This window comes from Mycobacterium sp. E802, from assembly GCF_001666875.1.
GTDB lineage: Bacteria > Actinomycetota > Actinomycetes > Mycobacteriales > Mycobacteriaceae > Mycobacterium.
Genome location: NZ_LZJD01000064.1, coordinates 1 through 16,989, shown reverse-complemented (window position 1 = coordinate 16,989; position 16,989 = coordinate 1). Strand labels below are relative to the sequence as shown.

General features: G+C 65.4%; 17 protein-coding genes. 8 read left to right on the top strand and 9 right to left on the bottom strand.

All coding sequences use genetic code 11. From position 1 onward, the window contains the following. The 4 genes from A5699_RS09710 to A5699_RS09695 all read right to left on the bottom strand — a co-directional run. The coding region (locus A5699_RS09710) for an FAD-dependent monooxygenase (protein WP_157561178.1) at positions 1-352 on the bottom strand (352 nt) is incomplete at its 3' end. Between the two features lie 141 nt (positions 353-493). Then, entirely contained in the window at positions 494-1,540 is a 1,047-nt protein-coding gene (locus A5699_RS09705) for a TIGR03857 family LLM class F420-dependent oxidoreductase (RefSeq protein ID WP_067768617.1), read from the bottom strand. A 28-nt stretch (positions 1,541-1,568) separates the two neighbouring features. Further along, positions 1,569-1,946 carry a nuclear transport factor 2 family protein gene (locus tag A5699_RS09700; protein ID WP_067768615.1) on the bottom strand — a complete coding sequence of 126 codons (378 nt, stop codon included), beginning with the start codon at positions 1,944-1,946 and terminating at the stop codon, positions 1,569-1,571. After that, positions 1,943-3,034 (bottom strand): ecdysteroid 22-kinase family protein, encoded by a 1,092-nt coding sequence (locus A5699_RS09695; protein ID WP_231965663.1) that lies wholly within the window; start codon positions 3,032-3,034, stop codon positions 1,943-1,945. The genes A5699_RS09700 and A5699_RS09695 overlap by 4 nt, the downstream gene beginning before the upstream one ends. A 67-nt stretch (positions 3,035-3,101) precedes the next feature. On the opposite strand from A5699_RS09695, the gene A5699_RS09690 reads away from it, so the two are divergent. Next, positions 3,102-3,713 carry a TetR/AcrR family transcriptional regulator gene (locus A5699_RS09690; RefSeq protein WP_067768611.1) on the top strand — a complete coding sequence of 204 codons (612 nt, stop codon included), beginning with the start codon at positions 3,102-3,104 and terminating at the stop codon, positions 3,711-3,713. Here A5699_RS09690 and A5699_RS09685 read toward each other — a convergent pair. From A5699_RS09685 to A5699_RS09675, 3 genes are read right to left on the bottom strand one after another with little or no spacing between them, the layout of a single operon-like run. Beyond that, positions 3,696-4,790, bottom strand: a complete 1,095-nt coding sequence (locus A5699_RS09685; protein WP_067768609.1) for an alpha/beta fold hydrolase — start codon at positions 4,788-4,790, stop codon at positions 3,696-3,698. The genes A5699_RS09690 and A5699_RS09685 overlap by 18 nt on opposite strands. After that, positions 4,783-6,396: an NAD(P)/FAD-dependent oxidoreductase gene (locus A5699_RS09680; RefSeq protein ID WP_067768607.1), complete on the bottom strand. Its 1,614-nt coding sequence runs from the start codon at positions 6,394-6,396 to the stop codon at positions 4,783-4,785. The genes A5699_RS09685 and A5699_RS09680 overlap by 8 nt, the downstream gene beginning before the upstream one ends. Further along, the gene (locus A5699_RS09675; protein WP_067768605.1) at positions 6,393-7,412 is read right to left on the bottom strand and encodes an NAD-dependent epimerase/dehydratase family protein; all 1,020 of its coding nucleotides are present in this window, start codon (positions 7,410-7,412) and stop codon (positions 6,393-6,395) included. Before A5699_RS09675 ends, A5699_RS09680 begins: the two co-directional genes overlap by 4 nt. Before the next feature lie 78 nt (positions 7,413-7,490). Between A5699_RS09675 and A5699_RS09670 the strand changes: the two genes are divergently transcribed. Then, entirely contained in the window at positions 7,491-8,432 is a 942-nt protein-coding gene (locus tag A5699_RS09670; protein WP_067768603.1) for a TIGR03619 family F420-dependent LLM class oxidoreductase, read from the top strand. 62 nt (positions 8,433-8,494) lie between these two features. Here the strand turns inward: A5699_RS09670 and A5699_RS09665 are convergent, their stop codons facing one another. Then, positions 8,495-8,929 (bottom strand): nuclear transport factor 2 family protein, encoded by a 435-nt coding sequence (locus A5699_RS09665; RefSeq protein WP_067768601.1) that lies wholly within the window; start codon positions 8,927-8,929, stop codon positions 8,495-8,497. 180 nt (positions 8,930-9,109) lie between these two features. On the opposite strand from A5699_RS09665, the gene A5699_RS09660 reads away from it, so the two are divergent. From A5699_RS09660 to A5699_RS09650, 3 genes are read left to right on the top strand one after another with little or no spacing between them, the layout of a single operon-like run. Next, entirely contained in the window at positions 9,110-10,123 is a 1,014-nt protein-coding gene (locus A5699_RS09660; protein WP_067768599.1) for a Rieske 2Fe-2S domain-containing protein, read from the top strand. Beyond that, positions 10,120-10,737, top strand: a complete 618-nt coding sequence (locus tag A5699_RS09655; RefSeq protein WP_067768597.1) for a cysteine hydrolase — start codon at positions 10,120-10,122, stop codon at positions 10,735-10,737. The genes A5699_RS09660 and A5699_RS09655 overlap by 4 nt, the downstream gene beginning before the upstream one ends. A gap of 25 nt (positions 10,738-10,762) precedes the next feature. Beyond that, entirely contained in the window at positions 10,763-12,409 is a 1,647-nt protein-coding gene (locus A5699_RS09650; protein ID WP_067768595.1) for an acyl-CoA synthetase, read from the top strand. Here the strand turns inward: A5699_RS09650 and A5699_RS09645 are convergent. Further along, positions 12,393-13,880 carry an aldehyde dehydrogenase family protein gene (locus tag A5699_RS09645; RefSeq protein ID WP_067768593.1) on the bottom strand — a complete coding sequence of 496 codons (1,488 nt, stop codon included), beginning with the start codon at positions 13,878-13,880 and terminating at the stop codon, positions 12,393-12,395. The genes A5699_RS09650 and A5699_RS09645 overlap by 17 nt on opposite strands. 157 nt (positions 13,881-14,037) lie before the next feature. Here A5699_RS09645 and A5699_RS09640 point away from each other — a divergent pair, with 157 nt between their 5' ends. From A5699_RS09640 to A5699_RS09630, 3 genes are all read left to right on the top strand, one after another. Beyond that, the gene (locus A5699_RS09640) at positions 14,038-14,823 is read left to right on the top strand and encodes an SDR family oxidoreductase (protein WP_067768591.1); all 786 of its coding nucleotides are present in this window, start codon (positions 14,038-14,040) and stop codon (positions 14,821-14,823) included. Positions 14,824-14,913: 90 nt separating this feature from the next. Beyond that, positions 14,914-16,146, top strand: a complete 1,233-nt coding sequence (locus tag A5699_RS09635) for a cytochrome P450 (protein WP_067768589.1) — start codon at positions 14,914-14,916, stop codon at positions 16,144-16,146. A gap of 10 nt (positions 16,147-16,156) precedes the next feature. Continuing rightward, the gene (locus A5699_RS09630) at positions 16,157-16,840 is read left to right on the top strand and encodes a TetR/AcrR family transcriptional regulator (protein WP_067768586.1); all 684 of its coding nucleotides are present in this window, start codon (positions 16,157-16,159) and stop codon (positions 16,838-16,840) included. The last annotated feature ends 149 nt before the right edge of the window (positions 16,841-16,989 follow it).

Genomic DNA, 16,989 nt, shown 5'->3' with positions numbered 1-16,989 from the left:
CGGCGGCTTGGACACCGCGCACGCGTACGTGCTCGGTATTCCGCAACCGATCATCGAGCAGTTGCTCACCGAGCACGTACGCGTGCGCGGTGTCCAAGCCTTCCGGCTGCGGTTTGGGGATGCCGGCGAAGAACCCGCCGAGGGGGTGTTGCTGTCCGCGCTCGAGAAACCGGCCCAGCAGGCCGCGCTGATCCATCACCTCGATACTTCGGGCGTGCAATCCCAGCGCCCGGACCACCTGTGTCGGCTCGTTCTCCTTCTCCATCACGAGGACTCGCACACCCTGCAGTCGCAGCTCTGCGGCCAACATCAACCCTGTCGGCCCGGCACCGGCGATGATCACGTCGATCATGAAACCCCCTGTCATCTGCCCCTATTGGCGTCAGACAGGAGATTGTGACGCATACCCCGGGCCTTGCCACAAGACCCCGGGTGCGCTATATGTTGAAAGTGGCAGGGAGCGGACGGCGCCCGTGCTCTTCTGTTTTCCGCGTCAGGATCGGGTTGCGCGGTACTCGGTGACGATCGGCTCGAGTTCGTCGGGGGTGGCCCCGTGCATGATGACGGCGTCGGCACCGTAGTCGAATTCTTTGCGGATGCGGTCGACACATTGCCGCGCCGATCCGGTGGCTGAGGGCTCCAGCCACTCATCGGGGATCAGGGTCGCGATGTGCTCGATCTGCTCGGCGCTGGCCTTGTGGTCGATGCCGCCGGGAATCGACGTCACCACCGGATCCTCCCGGAACCGCTGCAGCACAGCCGGATCCCAGTTGTTGGTGCGCACCATCAAGTCACCGTAACCCTGTAGGTAGGTGGCGAGCCGGGCCACGGTCTTCTTGAGCCGCAATTCCTCGGGCAGGTGGTCACCCACCGTGGCGAAGCAGGACCACACCCGCACGCTGTCGGGATCGCGCCCGGCCTGCTCGGCGGCGTCCTTGACGGTCTTGACGGCGCGCTGCAACGTCTCCGGGGTGAAATAGGTATGCAGGATGACGTCGTCGAACTCACGCCCACCCAGGGCCAGCGTCTGAGGCCCGAAGGCCACGATGGCCAACCGGATGTCCTCGTCGAAATCCGGGTCGAGAAACAGCACCTGGTATTTACCGATCGGCCCGTCGTGGTTGAAGATCACCTCGCCGTGCCACAGCTTGCGCATGACCTGGGCGAAATCCTCCATCTGCGCGGTGGTCACCGCGGGCACACCGAACGCGTTGTACATCGCCGCGATGCCGCGGCCGATGCCCAAGGTGAAACGTCCACGCGACAACCGGTGCATGGTGGTGGCCCAGGATCCGGTGATGAGTGGATGGCGTGTGTTGTGATTCGTTGCGGCCGTTGCGATCTGCATGCGGTTCGTCACCGCGCAGGCGGCACCGACGAGCGAGGACGCCTCCTTGACATTCCACCGCTCGGAGATGAACGCGGTGCCGAAGCCGAGTTCCTCACCGCGCCGGGCCTCGTCCATCAGCGTGGCCGGGCCCTCTCCCCCGGCGCCGGCCAGCAGGTAGTAACCCAGTTCATCAAGTACCGGCTCGGTCACTTCGGCTCCTCGCGCAAGCGCTCGTCGGTCACGCCCAAACTCCTTGCTTATAACCACAATTCCACACTTCGGTAATCCGACCGCCGACCACCCGGAAGATCTCCATGCTGCTGATCGTCATGGCGTTGCCGTCGGGGAACGTCATCGGTGATTCGTAGACGATAGCCACGTGTTGGCCGTCGTCGCCCGCGATCACCAGCTTGAGGTCGAAACGAATGGTTTCGAACATCGCCCAGTGGTCGATGATGCGCTGCACGGCCTGCCGGTGGGTGAGAGTCTGCGCTTCACCGACGTCGTGGCGAATCACGGTGTCGCCCATCAGCTCTTCGGCCAGGGCGAAGTCGCGCTTGTTCCACACCACGAGGTTGTACAGCTCGACGACGTCGCGCGCGGTGCGGGCGGTCATACGAAGACCTCGAGGGCGTCGATCTCGTCGACACATGCCACCGCGCGGTCCACCAGGGTCAGGCACAACGCGCGGGACCGGTCCGGCATCGCCTCCCAACCGACCAGCGTGATGACCGGAAGGACCATCAGATACGCCACGGCGAAGCGGTAGTGCCGCCACGCTTCGTCAAACCGATAGTCCGTCACCCCGTGAGCCTCCAACCGGCCCAGGTACTCGCGCACCAGCACTTGGTCATTGCCCCGCCGCGCCTCGGTGGGCAGGCCCTGGCTCACCAGGTAGCCGATGTCGGCCGCCCCCGCACCATGGCCGGTGAACTGAAAATCCACCACCTTCAAGCGATCTCCGTCGAAGAACATATTGTCGGCGCGGATGTCGCCGTGGAGCAGCATCGTCCGTTCGGTGAGGGCCGCCAGCGCCTGCGGGGCCAGTTCGGCGAACCGCTCGGCGAGCCGGGCCACCGCGGCGGGTACTGGCTGCGACGAATGTTCGCGGTACACCTGCCAACCCATCCCAAAGACGGGCAGGAACAGGTCGCGGGCCATGGGCGTGTCCAGGCTGGGAAATTCGTCGACCACCACCGGGTCGGCCTCGGTGACCGACCACGCGTGCAGCCCGGCGAGCTCACCGATGGCGACTCGCGTCCGATCCAGCGACAGGCCGGCCAGATGGTCGGCGTTCGTCCAGTCTCGGAGGTCTTCCATCACCAGCACGAAGTCGACGGAGCCCTCGTCCATGCGGGCGGTGTACACGTGCGGGGTGGCCATCGGTGCGTGGCCGGCCACCCGCTGATAGAACGCGAGTTCACGACGGTAGCCACCAAGCAGGTCCATGGCGCCGCGAGCTTCGGATTGCGCGGCGAGCTTGACGATCACCGTGGCCGGGACGTCATTCCCGTCCAGGTGCAGGCGGTACAGCAGGGATGAAAACCCGCTGTCCATCGCGATCTGCTCGGCACGCAGCCCGGTCACCGTCGCCGAGTCAGGCAGGGCGGAATCGGCCCGCAGCACCTCGGTCAGCCAGTCGACGGTCACCTCGTCGACGCCGGCGGGTATCCGTGCGGAATCCGAGGCTTGGACGTCGGCCACCATCGCGCTCCCGGGTGAATTATTTGACACTGAACAAGCAACATAATTGTTCACTGTCTAATATGCAATGGTGCCTTCGCCTGAGCGCGGGTTGACCCAACCGCAACGAGTCGAGATCTCCAGTCAACGGCTTCTGCAGGCCGCCGCTCAGCTCATCGTCGAAAAAGGCTGGGAAGCAACGACTGCCGCCGAGATCGGCCGCCGCGCCGGTTACAGCCGAGCGATGGTGCACGCCCGATACGGCAGCAAAGACGCCATCCTGGAGGCGTTCCAGCAGACCTACGTGACGCGCCTGAATCCCGACCCAGAACCGGGCGATACCGGCCTGCAGCAGGTGCTCGCACATTTCGACCGGATCGAGGAGATCCACGCCCAGGACCCGGCGTTGATGCGGGCCATGTTCGTCTCGGCATTCGAGGCGGTCAAAACCACCTCCCCGCTGCGCGACGCCGTTCGGACTCAATTGCGCGGCGCCGCGGGCAAAATCGACGCGGGATTGCGCACCGGCATCGAAGACGGATCGATCCGGCCCGACATCGACGTCGAGATCGCCCACCAGGACATCACCGGCTCGGTGTTCGGCATCGCCTACCACTGGGTGGTGCTGCCCGAAGATCTCGATCTGCCGAACGAGCTGAACCGGGTTCGACGCCGGATCACGTCAACCTATGGAACGTAACGGCCCGAGAAATCGCATCGTGGCGTCCCACACTTGCCGCGAAAACAGATGCCCGACGTGACTACCGTCGTGCCAGTGCAATTCACCACCCCACCGCTCGTGCAGGGCCAGCGCCGAGGTCCGCATGGCCATCTGGTCGTGCCAGGCGCCCACGATGAGCCGACGGTCGGCCTGCGGCATGGTGGCGAGGGGATCGATCACCGAGGTCAGCGCCGCCACGACGTCGGACTGCAGTAGCGTGCCGGCCTCCCGTCCGGCGGTGCCCCAACGGCCCAGGTGCAGGCCAATCATGGTGTTGAGCCCGAGAATCGGGGTGTAGACCGCGACCGCCCCCACACGCGGCTCCAGGTGTGAAACCAGTGCGGCCACCGCACTTCCCAGCGACAGACCGGCGACCGTGATCGACGACGCCTGCGGTTCTAGCCAGCCGATCAGTGCCCGCACCTCCGAGACCGCCCGCATCATGCCGGCCACGTTGGCCAGCGGATCCCGGGCGGGATACTCGGGCCAGGACCGGCGACGCGGCCCGTGCCCCGGCTGCACCGGCAGCGCCACGTTGAATCCGAGTTCCTGCAACTGCCGCACGCGAGCCACGAGCAGATCCATCGAATCACCCTGCCCGGCACCGTGCACCCAGATCACCCAGGGCCGGGTGGCGTCACCGCCGCGATACAACCGCACCCGAGCGGTCGCCGCACCCCCGTGCCCGTCGGCCAGCACGGACTCCGGTAGTACCGGCTCGTGATCGAAGACCAGCTCGTCGAAGGTCAACGCACCAAACCGCCGCGGTCGGATGTATTTGACCTGCAATGTATCTGGGCATGGATGTGCTCCATCGATACCCAGCGCGCCAAGTTCCTCGGCAGCGCGCTGATAGTCATCCAGCGGTCGCGGCAACTGCGGCGGCGGACCGGCCAGCGTCATACCGGTGACCACCAACTCGTCGAGGGCCACCTCGCCGAGCTGACGCAGACCGGTCAGCGACAACGCGCGCCAGTCGCCTGCACTGGCCAAGGCGCTGACCGAGCGCGGCAGCACCCCACCGAGTTCCCAGGCGATCCTGGCGGCCCTAGGCAACGACGAAGCCCGTGTAGCCGGCGGCGGCAATCTCGTCACACCGGCGACGGTACTCGGGGATGCCCGCGGTGTAGCCCAGGTACATCCGTTTCTTGCCGGGCACATTGCCGCCGTTGTACCAGGAGTTGCAGCTGGGGTGCACCAGCACCGTCGGTGCAACCAGAGCCGTGGTGTGCTCGACCCATTCGGCCTGCGCCTGCGGTGTCGCCTCGATACTGCGATAACCGCCGTCGGTGAGGTAGGCGATGCAATCCGCGATCCACTCCACGTGTTGTTCCAGGGCCGCCACGAAGTTGGTTGCCGCCGAGGGACTTCCCGGACCCTGAACGGTGAACAGGTTGGGAAATCCCGCCACGGCCAGCCCCAGATAGGACAGCGCACCCTCCTTGGACCAGTACTCCCCCAGCACCAACCCGTCACGCCCACGCACATCGATCCGGCTCAGCGCTCCGGTCATGGCGTCGAACCCGGTGGCATACACGATCACGTCGAGATCGAAATGACCCTGTTCAGTGGAGACTCCACTGGTGGTCACCTCGCGGATACCACCCTTGCGCAGATCGACCAGGGTGACGTTGTCCCGGTTGTATGTCTCGTAGTAGCCCTGGTCGATGATCGGCCGTTTGCAGGCGAAGGGATGGCTGGGCGTCAGGGAAGCCGCTGTCACCGGATCGTCGACGATGCGGGCCACCGCCTGCCCGTACAACTCCGTGGCCATCCGGTTGGCGTCGATGTCGAAGAACACGTCGCCCCAATTGAGCGCACCCATCACGCCGTGTTCGGCGACCGCGCGCTGTTTCTCCTCGGGCGTAGCGGATTTCACCGGCGGGCGCACCAACATGTCCAGCAGCACCGAGAAGGCGCTGAGTCGTGCCGCCCCCACCGGATGCTCACGCTGCGCGGCACGGATCTGTGCGTAGTCGGCCTTGAGCGTGTCGAGTTCACCGGGCTCGAACGAACGCACCTGCCAGGGCAGGGTGAACGCCGGCGAGCGTTGGAAGACCGTCAATTCCGCGGCGTCGCGGGCGACGACAGGGATCAACTGCACACCGGTGGAACCGGTGCCGATCACCCCGACCCGCTTGCCTGTCAAATCGACGCCGTCGCGTGGCCAGCGGCTGGTGTACAACGAGGTCCCGGCGAACCTGTCCATCCCGGGGATGTCGGGTTCCAGTGGCACGGACAGGATTCCGGTGGCGGCCACCACGAACGGTGCGTGCAACATCTGGCCGTCGGCGGTCGTCACCGCCCACTGCGCGCTGCCTTCGTCGAAGGCCATCGCGACGACTTCGGTGTCGAAGGCGATGTCCCGGCGTAGGTCGAGACGATCGGCGACGAAGTTCAGGTAGGCCTCGATTTCAGGTTGGGCCGGCATGGTCTCGGTCCAGACCCACTCCTGCTGGATCTCGTCGCTGAAGCTGTAGGAGTATTCGATGCTCTCGATATCGCAGCGCGCGCCCGGGTACCTGTTGACCAGCCAGGTACCGCCCACGGCGTCGGCCTTCTCCAGCACCCGCACGCGCAGGCCGAGTTCGCGTAGCCGGTGTAATGCGTACAGGCCGGAGAAGCCGGCGCCGACGATGATGGCGTCGAAGTCAGGCGTCATAGATCGATGACCTTTTCATCGCGACTCTTGCGGTCGACATAGAACTGGGCCGCGCGGGCGATCGATTCGGCGGTCGGCTCCGGCTTCCAGCCCAGGTCGCGGGTCGCTTTGCCGTGATCGGCCGGCGACGTCAACCACATCAGCCGCACGGCGGTGAGATTCATCGGAAAGTCGGTGCCGAACAATCGATTCGACATCCCGGCCAACCAGCCCAGGACATACATCGGTGTGATCGGGATTCCGAACCTCGGCGGCCGCGCGCCCACGGCCTGCGCGGCCGTGGCGAACATCTCCTGTTGGGACATGTAGCCCTCGGAGACGATGTAGCGTTCACCGATCCGACCGTGCTCGGCAGCCAAGATGAGCGCGTCGGCTGCGTCATCTATGCCGACCACCTCGGAGCCGACACCGCGGAGGTACACCGGCATCTTGCCGAAGGCGGCCATGGCCACCAGTGCCCCCTGCCTCGGCTGCCAGTCGGGCGGACCGTAGGGGTTGGACACACACATCGCCACTGCCGGCAGCCCGCGCTCCCGGGCATAGGACAACACCAGGTCTTCGGCCTGTCGACGGGATTCGATGTAGGGCCCGCCTTTACCGGCCCAGTTGAACGGGGTGTCCTCGTCGACAAGCGCGCCGTCGCCGCCGACCGCGATGGTCCCGATGGTGCTGAGAAAGACGAAACGCTGCAAGTCGGCGTCCATGGCGATGTCGAGCACGTTCTGCAGGCCCTCGACGTTTGTTTTGAACAGTGGTGCCGGGTCAGCCAGGTGGGCTCGGGTGTCGACGACGCAGTAGAAGACCACGTCGCGGCCGGCCATGGCCGTCGCCACCGCGTCGGTGTCGAAGATGTCGCCGTAGCAGCGTTCCAGCTCGAGGCCATCGATTCCCTTGGTCGAGCTACTGCGGCGCAGCAGGACCCGCACATCGTCGCCACGCTCGACGAGGTGGCGGGTCACGCAGGCTCCCACATTTCCGCTGGCCCCCATGACGAGCACTTTTCGCCGGCGATCCATCGCTTCTCCATCCCGTCGGACGATCGGCTATGGATGTTACGGTAATGCTTTCAGTATGGTGCCGAAAATCGGAGATCGATGAAATACACCCTGGAATATCCCAGCGAACTACCCACTGCACCTGACGATTTCCTGCAGCCCGACGTGATCCGCGCAGTGGCCACCGGCGCCGAAGCCGCCGGCTTCTCGGCAGTTGCGCTGAGCGAGCATCCAGCCCCGTCGGTCAAGTGGCGCAACAACGGCGGCCACAACACACTCGACCCGATCGCCGCACTGAGTTTCATGGCCGCGGCCACCACACGCATCCGCATGATGACCAATCTGTACGTACTTCCCTTTCGCAATCCGTACCTGTCGGCCAAGGCGCTGGGCAGTCTGGACCTGGTCTCCGCCGGGCGGTTGATCGCCGGCGTCGGAGCCGGCTATCTGCGGTCTGAGTTCGCGGCGGTCGGGGTGAGCCTGGACCGTCGCGCCGAGTTGGTCGATGAGGCGCTGGCCGCGTTACGCGCCATTTGGACCGAGCCCGAAACGCCGGTCACCGGTGCAGATTTCGCTGCGGTCGGTGAGCTCTGGCTCCAACGCCCGACGCAGCGACCACATCCACCGATCTGGATCGGCGGAAACGGTAATGCGGCGATCCGACGGGTGGTCGAGCACGGTGATGGATGGATGCCGATCATCGCGGCCAAAGGGATGGCCTCGACGATGCGTACCGCAGCGATCGAAGACGTCGACCAATTCGGGATGGCCGTGGAGCGCCTGCGCAGCCGGCTCACCGAGGCCGGCCGCGACCCGCGCTCGGTCGATATTCAGGTGGTCTGCCCACCCGTCGACCTGGACGACGACGCGTCGCTGCGCCACGCCCGGCAGACGTTGGCCGACCTCGCGGGCCACGGTGCCACCTGGGCGGTCGTGCACGTCGACGGCAGCAGCCCGCAAGCCGCACTCGACTACATCACGGCCTTCGGTGACGTGATGGATCTTGCTGCAAACGAACCCAGCTCTGCATCGTGTTTGTAACGCCACGGCGGTGACCTGCGCGACTTTTCGCCACAATGTTACAAACGCGGCAGCAGCTTGGACTAGCCGGATTTGAACTTCAACAGCGTACGGGTCAGATGCAGACTGGTGATCTGCCAACTGCCATCGCGCTTTTCGTAGGTCTCGTGGTAGTGGCCGGCGCCGTGCAATTCGTTGCCATCCGGGAAGAACAGCATGTCCTCCATGGCCCAGATGCCCGTCGCCGTGGCGTCCGAGGTCAGGGTGATCTCCGGGGTGTGGCAATGGTGCACGGTCGCCGCATGTTCCACCCCACCCCACACCACCGGGAAGAAGGCATCGAAACCTTCCAGCGGCGGGGCGGTCTGCGGATCGGCACCGCCGGTCGACACCGCCATGTCCAGCGTGACCACGACATCCTCGGCGAACAGTGCACGCCAGGCGTCAATGTCCTTGGTGTCGAGGAACCGGCAGTAGCGGGCCTTGAGCTGCTTGATCGCCTCGATGTCGTCGGACAACGGGTCACCTCCTGATCGACTGCGGCGACTATACGGTAAGACCCTCAGTTGACGGCTGGCCCGCGCTCACCTTCCGGCGTTTCGACGATCCGTCACCAATTCCCGCTTCCTCTCCAGAAACCGCTACTGTAATGTATTCCGTAACGATGGCGAGAGCTGAGAAAAGGGAGACGTCGGGCCGTGAAAGTGCCGTTCACCTGGAAAGTCACCGGATGGTTCATGATCGGCTGGTCGGCCGAGTACGAGGTCGGTGACGTCAAAGCGCTGAAGTACTTCGGCGAGGACCTCGCGGCCTACCGCGACGAGGCCGGCGAACTCCATGTCCTCGAAGCCCACTGCAAACACCTCGGCGCTCACATCGGCCACGGCGGCAAGGTGGTCGGCGATTGCGTGGAGTGCCCGTTCCACGGCTGGCGCTGGGGACCCGAGGGCAACAACACCTACATCCCGTATCAGCCGGACAAGCCCAATCGCGGTCTGCGACTGCGGTCCTACCCGGTCAAGGAACAGTACGGCTGCATCTTCATGTGGTATCAGCCCGAGGGTAAGCCGCCGCAGTGGGAGCTGCCCGACATCTTCCACAAGTTCCCGCAGTTCGAGACCGATCCGAATGCGTACTACCGGCCCTACCCGGAATTTTCCAGCCGGGCCGACGCCATCCCGGTCCACCCGCAGATCGTGGCCGAAAACGGCCCCGACAGTTCACATTTCCGCTATGTGCACGGCGCCACCGTGACGCCGGTGTGCCTACACTGGGAACACGTCGACGAAGAGTGGCGGTTTTTGACCGGCTGGCCCGACGCCCGCAGTGACGATCCGGACAAGATGGCGCTGCGCATCCACAGCCACTTCTCCGGGCTCGGGTTCGCCATGAGCGCGTTCGAGGGTTCGTCCAACCATCGGTTGATCTTTGCCTGCACCCCGGTCGATGACGAGGTCTCGGACATGTTCTATTCGATCTGGTGGCCGAAGCTGCCCGGTGAGACCTCCGACATCCCACCCGAGCAGGTGCGCAAGCAGGTCGAGAAACAGTTCCTCAAAACCGTCTGGGAGGACTGCGACATCTGGCGCTATCAGAAGTACGTGGAGCATCCGCCGCTGGCCAAGATCGATGCGAAACCGTATATGGCGATGCGCAAGTGGGCCACCCAGTTCTACGAGGTTCCCGCCGACGACGCCGTCGTCCACGCATGAAACCTGATCTCGGGGACCTCGTTGCGCCCGGGCACACCGCGATCGTCACCCAGGAATGCCAGGGCGCCGTGGTCGGACCCGACGCCGGTCTGGCCGCCCTGGCCGATGAGGCCCGCCGCGAGGCATTACCCAACATCGGCCGGCTGCTTCCGGCGGCACGCGCGGCGTCGGTGAACGTGGTGCACTGCCTGGTGCAGCGCCGACCCGACGGGCTCGGCTCCAACCACAACGCCAAGATCTTCGCGATCGGCCGCAGTGATGTCGGCATCACGCCCGGCAGCCCCGGCGCCACCCTGCTACCCGAATTCGGCCCCGAGCCAGACGATCTGGTGCTGTCCCGCTGGCACGGGCTGGGGCCCATGGGCGGCACCGACCTCGATGCCGTCCTGCGCAACCTGGGGGTGAGCACCATCGTGGCCGTGGGTGTCTCGGTGAACATCGCGATCACCAACTTGGTGATGGACGCGGTCAACGCCGGATACCGTGTGGTGCTACCGCGTGACGCCGTGGCCGGAATCCCGACGGACTATGCCGACGCGGTCATCGACAACACGCTGTCCCTGCTGGCCACCGTCACCACCACCGACCACTTGCTCCGCGCCTGGCAGCGCTGAGACCCCACTCCAAAGGAGAAACCCCGTGCAGTTCACCGTCCCGGCCGTCGCCGAAGCCGTTGCCGCCGCCATCGGCGACCGTCCGCTGATCGTCCAGGGCGACCGTCGCCTCACCTACCGTCAGGTGCTGGACCGGTCGAATCGCCTGGCGGCATACCTGCATTCGCGCGGCCTGGGCGTGCAGACCGAACGAGGCGACTTGGCCGGGCACGAAGTAGGGCAGGACCTGCTGGGCATCTATGCCCACAACGGGCCGGAATACGTGGAGTCGATGCTCGGCGCCTTCCGGGCCAGGGTGGCCCCGTTCAACGTGAACTACCGCTACGTGAAGAACGAACTGCAGTACCTGCTCGACGATTCGGGGGCGAGCGCACTGGTCTACCACGCCACCTTCGCCCCGCGCGTGGCAGAGATCCGTTCCGAACTGCCCCAGCTTCGCGTATTGATCCAGATCGCCGACGATTCCGGCAACGAACTGCTCGACGGAGCGGTGGACTACGAGTCCATCGTGGCCGATACCTCGACGCCGGCGGCGGCCCCAGTCGAACCCAGTGCGGACGACCTCTACGTGCTGTACACCGGCGGCACGACCGGCATGCCGAAGGGCGTGTTGTGGCGTCAGCACGACATCTTCATGACCGCCTTCGGTGGCCGCAACATGATGACCGGCGCCAAGGCCGAATCGACCGAGGAGATCGCCACCCGGGCGTCCGAGAATCCGGGCACCAAGCTGATGATCCTGCCGCCGCTGATCCACGGCGCAGCCCAGTGGGCCGCCATGACGGCCATCACGACGGGTCAGACGCTCGTATTCCCCAGTGTGGTCGACCGATTCGACGCCGAGGATGTGGTGCGCACCATCGAGCGCGAGCAGGTTCTGGTGGCGACGGTCGTTGGTGACGCGATGGCGCGACCATTGGTCGCGGCCATCGAAGGCGGCGTCGCCGATGTCTCCTCGCTCGCGGTCGTCGCCAACGGCGGCGCCCAACTCACGCCCTACGTCAAGCAGCAGCTGATCGATTCGAAGCCCAACCTGATGGTCGTCGACGGGGTCGGCTCATCGGAGACCGGCGCGCAGATGAGCCATATGTCGGCACCGGGCGCCGTCTCGACCGGAACGTTCAATGCGGGGCCCGATACCTGTGTGGTCACCGAGGATTTCACCGCGGTGCTCACTCCCGGTCACGACGGGTTGGGTTGGCTGGCTCAGCGCGGCTATGTGCCACTCGGCTACAAGGGCGACGCCGCCAAGACCGCGGCGACCTTCCCGGTGATCGACGGCGTGCGCTATGCGACTCCGGGCGACCGGGCCCGCCACCTGGATACCGGCGCGATCGAACTACTCGGCCGGGACTCGGTGACCATCAACTCCGGTGGCGAGAAGATCTTCGCCGAAGAGGTCGAGTCGGCGATCGCTTCCCACCCCGCGGTCAGCGACGTGGTGGTGGCCGGCCGTCCCAGTGAACGCTGGGGGCAGGAGGTGGTGGCGGTCGTGTCGCTAGTCGACGGGACCGCTGCCGACGCCGACGAGCTGATCCGGCACGCCGAGTCCTCGATCGCCCGCTACAAGTTGCCCAAGGCTGTGGTGTTCCGGCCGCGGATCGAACGCAGCCCGGCCGGCAAGGCCGACTATCGCTGGGCCCGCGAACAGGCGGTCAGCGAAACTTCTTGAGCCGCGCGGCAGTCCGGTTGCGGGCTCGGCGCAGACTGAGATCGGCGCTGACCCGCATCGAACCGGTGAACGGCCACGCCGCCCGGCCGGTGATGCTGAACGGCAGGTCGCTGCCGACCACCGTGCGGTAGTGGCTGAACGCGTCGAAGCCGGCCTTCCCGTGGTAGGCACCTGTCCCGCTGCGTCCCACGCCTCCGAACGGAGCGCTCGCCGGGATCATATGAGCGGCAAAGTCATTGCGGGCGACTCCGCCACTGCGGGTGTGGCTGACGAAGTGCCGGAAGTCAGCGTCGTCCGGGCCGAACCAGTACGCCACCAACGGCGACGGGTTGGCGTTGATGTGATCGACAGCTTGGTCGAGGTGGGAGTAGCCGCGCACCGCGAGCACCGGCCCGAACACCTCTTCGGTGGCGAGCTTCATCCGGTCGTCGACGTCGCGCACGATGGTCGGGGCGACCTTGCGCGACGCCGGATCCGGAAGCACCTCCCCTGCCGGGATGACGGCATCGACCCGGGCACCGTGGGCACGGGCGTCGGCGATGAGGTCCACCACCCGGTCGAAGTTGGACTGGTTCACCGAGGAGCAGTAGTCGGGATTGCCGACGATGCTCGGGAACATGGCGGCCAGCGTCTTACGCGCCTCTGCGACAAACCGGTCCACCTGCCCCTCGGGTACGAACACATAGTCCGGGCATACACACACCTGACCACCGTTGACCATGCGGCCCTGGGCAATTCGGCTCGCCGCCCGTTCGATGTCGGCACCAGGTGCCACGACAACCGGGTTCTTGCCACCCAGTTCCAGCGTCACCGGAACCAGGCGGTCGGCAGCCGCGCGGGCCACCAGCGCGCCGATCGACGGCGAGCCCGTGAAGAACAGGTGGTCGAACGGCAGGCCGGCAAATTCGGCGGCCACCTCCGGTCCGCCGGTCACCACCTGCAATTCGGTCGCATCGAAATATCGTGGCGCGGTCTCGGCCATCAACTCCGCGGTGCGCCCGGTGACCTCCGACATCTTGATCATCACCCGGTTGCCGGCGGCGAACGCCGCGGCTGCGGGCAGCACCGTCAACTGGATCGGGAAGTTCCACGGGCCGATCACCCCGATCACCCCGAGCGGGCTGGGCAGCACCTCGGCCCGCAACCCGGCGAACCGGGCGGCGCGCATCAGCTTGGTGGCGCGCATCCATTGGGGCACATGGGCCCTGGTGTGTTCAATGACCGACAACATGCCCAGGATCTCGGCGAAGAATGCCGCCGACCGCGACCGCGATCCGTAGTCGGCCGCGGTGGCCGCCACGAAGTCCTCGGAGTTGTCCAGCACCATCGCGAGCAACCGGTCGATGCGGTTGCGACGCAACCCGACATCGGGCGGACCGTCGGCGATGAATGAACGACGCTGGGTAGCCAGCAGCTCATCCAGCCCGTCACGCTGCGGTTGCACCGCTGCCCGCTCGTCGATCGCACTCATCGATTCCGTCCCTTCGCCAGGCACGCTTCTGCGTACCGAAGGCCCCTCCGGTAAGGCTAACGGTAGCACTCGCCAAGCCGGTCCGAGTCGATTGTCCGGTCGGCCTGAATTGTTTACAGTCATCCTTACTGTCGTTAATTCGGTGAGAGGTCTGTGCATGTCGGAAACCGCCCGCAGAATCGTCGTCGTCGGAGCCGGCTCCGGCATCGGAGCGGCCACGGCGGCGTACTTCCACGACCGCGGGGACCATGTTCTCGCTGTCGATCTGCGTCCAGGCGACACCCCGGCCTCCGAGCATGCGGTCTGCGACCTGCGCGACGCCGCCGACATCGCCCGACTGCTGGGCGAAATCGGCGACGGGTGGGATGCGTTGGCACATGTCGCGGGAGTGCCGGGCACCGCGCCGGCCGCCGACGTCCTCAATGTCAATTACCTCGGCATGCGGCTGATGACCGAGGGCATGCTGCCACTGCTACGCGAGGGCGGCTCGATCGTCACAGTGGCGTCCACCGCCGCCCTGGGGTGGCAGCAACGGATCGACATCCTCGACGGACTGCTCGCGCTCACCGACGGGGATGCGGTGGCGGAGTGGCAGACCGGACAGGATCCGGACTTCCCGGTGTACACCACCTCCAAGCAGGCCGCGATCCTGTTCGCCAAACGCGTCTCCGGGCCGGCTTGGACCAAATACGGGGTGCGGGTCAACACCGTCAGCCCGGGGCCGGTCGAAACGCCGATCCTGACCGACTTCGAGCAGACCATGGGCAAGGACGTGCTCGACCTGGTGCGTGCGACGGTGGGCCGGCATGCCACCGTCGACGACGTGGTGCCCCTGATCGCCTTCCTGACCTCTCCGGCGGCACGCTGGATCAACGGGCAGGACATCCAGGTTGACGGCGGTTTCATCGCCGCGATGAGCAATGGAGCACCGATCCTGCTCTGACCGGCTCAGAGCAGGGAGGATTTAGTTACTGTAATATTTACAGTAATATGTATCAGCGAGAGCGTGCCGTTGCGAGTGGTGGGGTGAGGCGTGGATAGCCAGGTACAGGACTTCGCTTCTGACGAAACGATCGATGAGCCGGTCGTGGACACCGCCACCCTGCTGCGCGACCCGTACCCGATCTTCGCGCGGCACCGAGCCGAGCACGGCGTGTTCCGTGGCTCGGTGATGGATTGGTCGAAGACTCCGGAATCCCTACTGCCAGAACACCAATACGCAGCGGTGTCCTTCGACGCGGTCAACACCGTGTTCCGGGACGGCAAGTCGTTCAACTCGAAAATTTATGACAGCACCATCGGGTTGTTCATCGGTCCCACCATCTTGGCGATGGAGGGCAAGACCCATCGGGATCATCGCAACCTGGTGTCGGCGGCATTCAAGTCACGCTCGCTGCAGCGCTGGGAGCCCGAGATCGTCCGACCGATCTGCGAGGCGCTCGTCGACGAGTTCATCGCTGAGGGCACTGCAGACCTGGTGCGCGACTTCACCTTCGAGTTCCCCACCCGCGTCATCTCCAAGCTGCTGGGACTCCCTGAGGAAGACCTGCCGTGGTTCCGCCAACGGGCCGTCGAACTGATCAGTTACACCGTCAAGTACAAGCGCGCATTCGAGGCTTCGGCGGCGCTCAAGGATTATTTCCTGGCCCAGATCGACCTGCGCCGGTCCAAGCCCACCGAGGACATCATCGGTGATCTGGTCACCGCCGAGATCGACGGCGAGAAGCTGACCGACGAGGCCATCTATTCGTTTTTGCGGTTGCTCCTGCCGGCCGGGCTGGAGACCACCTACCGGTCCTCGGGCAACCTGATCTATCTGCTGCTCACCCACCCCGACCAGTTCGCCGCGGTGCAGTCCGACCATGAGTTGATCGGCCAGGCCATCGAGGAGGGGCTGCGCTACGAAACCCCGCTGACCACCGTGCAACGCTCGACCACCCAGGACACCGAACTCGGCGGGATGGCGCTGCCGGCCGGTGCGGTGATCGACGTGTGCATCGGGTCTGCCAATCGTGACGAGACCCGCTGGGAGCGACCCGAAGAGTTCGACATCTTCCGGAAACGGGTGCCGCACATCACCTTCGCGGCGGGCGAGCACACCTGCATGGGCTTGCACCTGGCCCGGATGGAAACCCGCGTGGCGATGGAGAGCCTGCTTTCGCGGGTGCACAATCTCCAACTCGTCACCGACGACGATCCACACATCTTCGGTCAGCCGTTCCGCTCCCCGACCGCCATCCCCGTCACCTTCGAGCCGGCCCGTTGAGGATGCCGCGATGGTGAGGGCTGCCGGCGGACGGCGACGCCGCGAACGGGGATCGATCAGTGTCGACGAAATCCTTCGCGGCGCTTTCGAAATGGCCGACGAGGTGTCGATCGACAACCTCAGCATGCCGCAACTGGCCCGCCATCTCGACGTCGGCGTCACGAGCATCTACTGGTACTTCCGCCGCAAGGACGAGCTACTCGACGCGATGACCGAGCGGGTGCTGCTCGATTACGACCTCAGTGTGTTGTCCATCGAAGCCGATACCTGGCGAGAATCCCTGCGCGCCCATGCCCACCGGATGCGCGATATGTTCAAAAGCAATCCGATCGTGTGCGATCTTCTGCTGATCCGCGGCACCCGGGGCATCCCGGCGGCGCGCACCGCGCTGGAGAAGATCGAACATCCGGTGGCGGCACTGGTGGCGGCCGGGCTCACCGCCAAGCAGGCGTTCGACACCTACACTGCGATCGCGGTGCTGGTGCGTAGCTCGGCGGTACTGCAGCGGCTGCAGAGCCGATCAGCCGATGTGCATTTTCCCCGCGAATACTGGGAACAGGTGATCGACCCCGACGAGATGCCGCTGATCGCTTCGATTCCCGGGCGGGGCTACCGGATCGGCATGGCCGACGACATCAACTTCGACCACATCCTCGACAGTATCCTCGACCGCGCGGCCGCCTGCGCCACCTGACGTTCTCCCGCGAGCAGGCACCTTGCGTTCTTCCGCGAACAGACGCAAACCCTTACCTTTTCGCGCCAGAAAGTGGCTCTTGTGACGTTTCCGTGGGTGGTTTGTTGATTTGAGGTGGGCGCACGTCGTTGCGGCTCTAGGTTTCTGGC

What these genes read in the sequence shown, in the direction of transcription:
- A5699_RS09700 (WP_067768615.1), bottom strand. Translation starts at nt 1,946, where the DNA reads ATGACCGCCCGCACCGCGCGCGACGTCGTCGAGCTGTACAACCTCGTG.
- A5699_RS09690 (WP_067768611.1), top strand. Translation starts at nt 3,102, where the DNA reads ATGGTGCCTTCGCCTGAGCGCGGGTTGACCCAACCGCAACGAGTCGAG.
- A5699_RS09680 (WP_067768607.1), bottom strand. Translation starts at nt 6,396, where the DNA reads ATGACGCCTGACTTCGACGCCATCATCGTCGGCGCCGGCTTCTCCGGC.
- A5699_RS09675 (WP_067768605.1), bottom strand. Translation starts at nt 7,412, where the DNA reads ATGGATCGCCGGCGAAAAGTGCTCGTCATGGGGGCCAGCGGAAATGTG.
- A5699_RS09670 (WP_067768603.1), top strand. Translation starts at nt 7,491, where the DNA reads ATGAAATACACCCTGGAATATCCCAGCGAACTACCCACTGCACCTGAC.
- A5699_RS09655 (WP_067768597.1), top strand. Translation starts at nt 10,120, where the DNA reads ATGAAACCTGATCTCGGGGACCTCGTTGCGCCCGGGCACACCGCGATC.
- A5699_RS09645 (WP_067768593.1), bottom strand. Translation starts at nt 13,880, where the DNA reads ATGAGTGCGATCGACGAGCGGGCAGCGGTGCAACCGCAGCGTGACGGG.
- A5699_RS09640 (WP_067768591.1), top strand. Translation starts at nt 14,038, where the DNA reads ATGTCGGAAACCGCCCGCAGAATCGTCGTCGTCGGAGCCGGCTCCGGC.
- A5699_RS09630 (WP_067768586.1), top strand. Translation starts at nt 16,157, where the DNA reads ATGGTGAGGGCTGCCGGCGGACGGCGACGCCGCGAACGGGGATCGATC.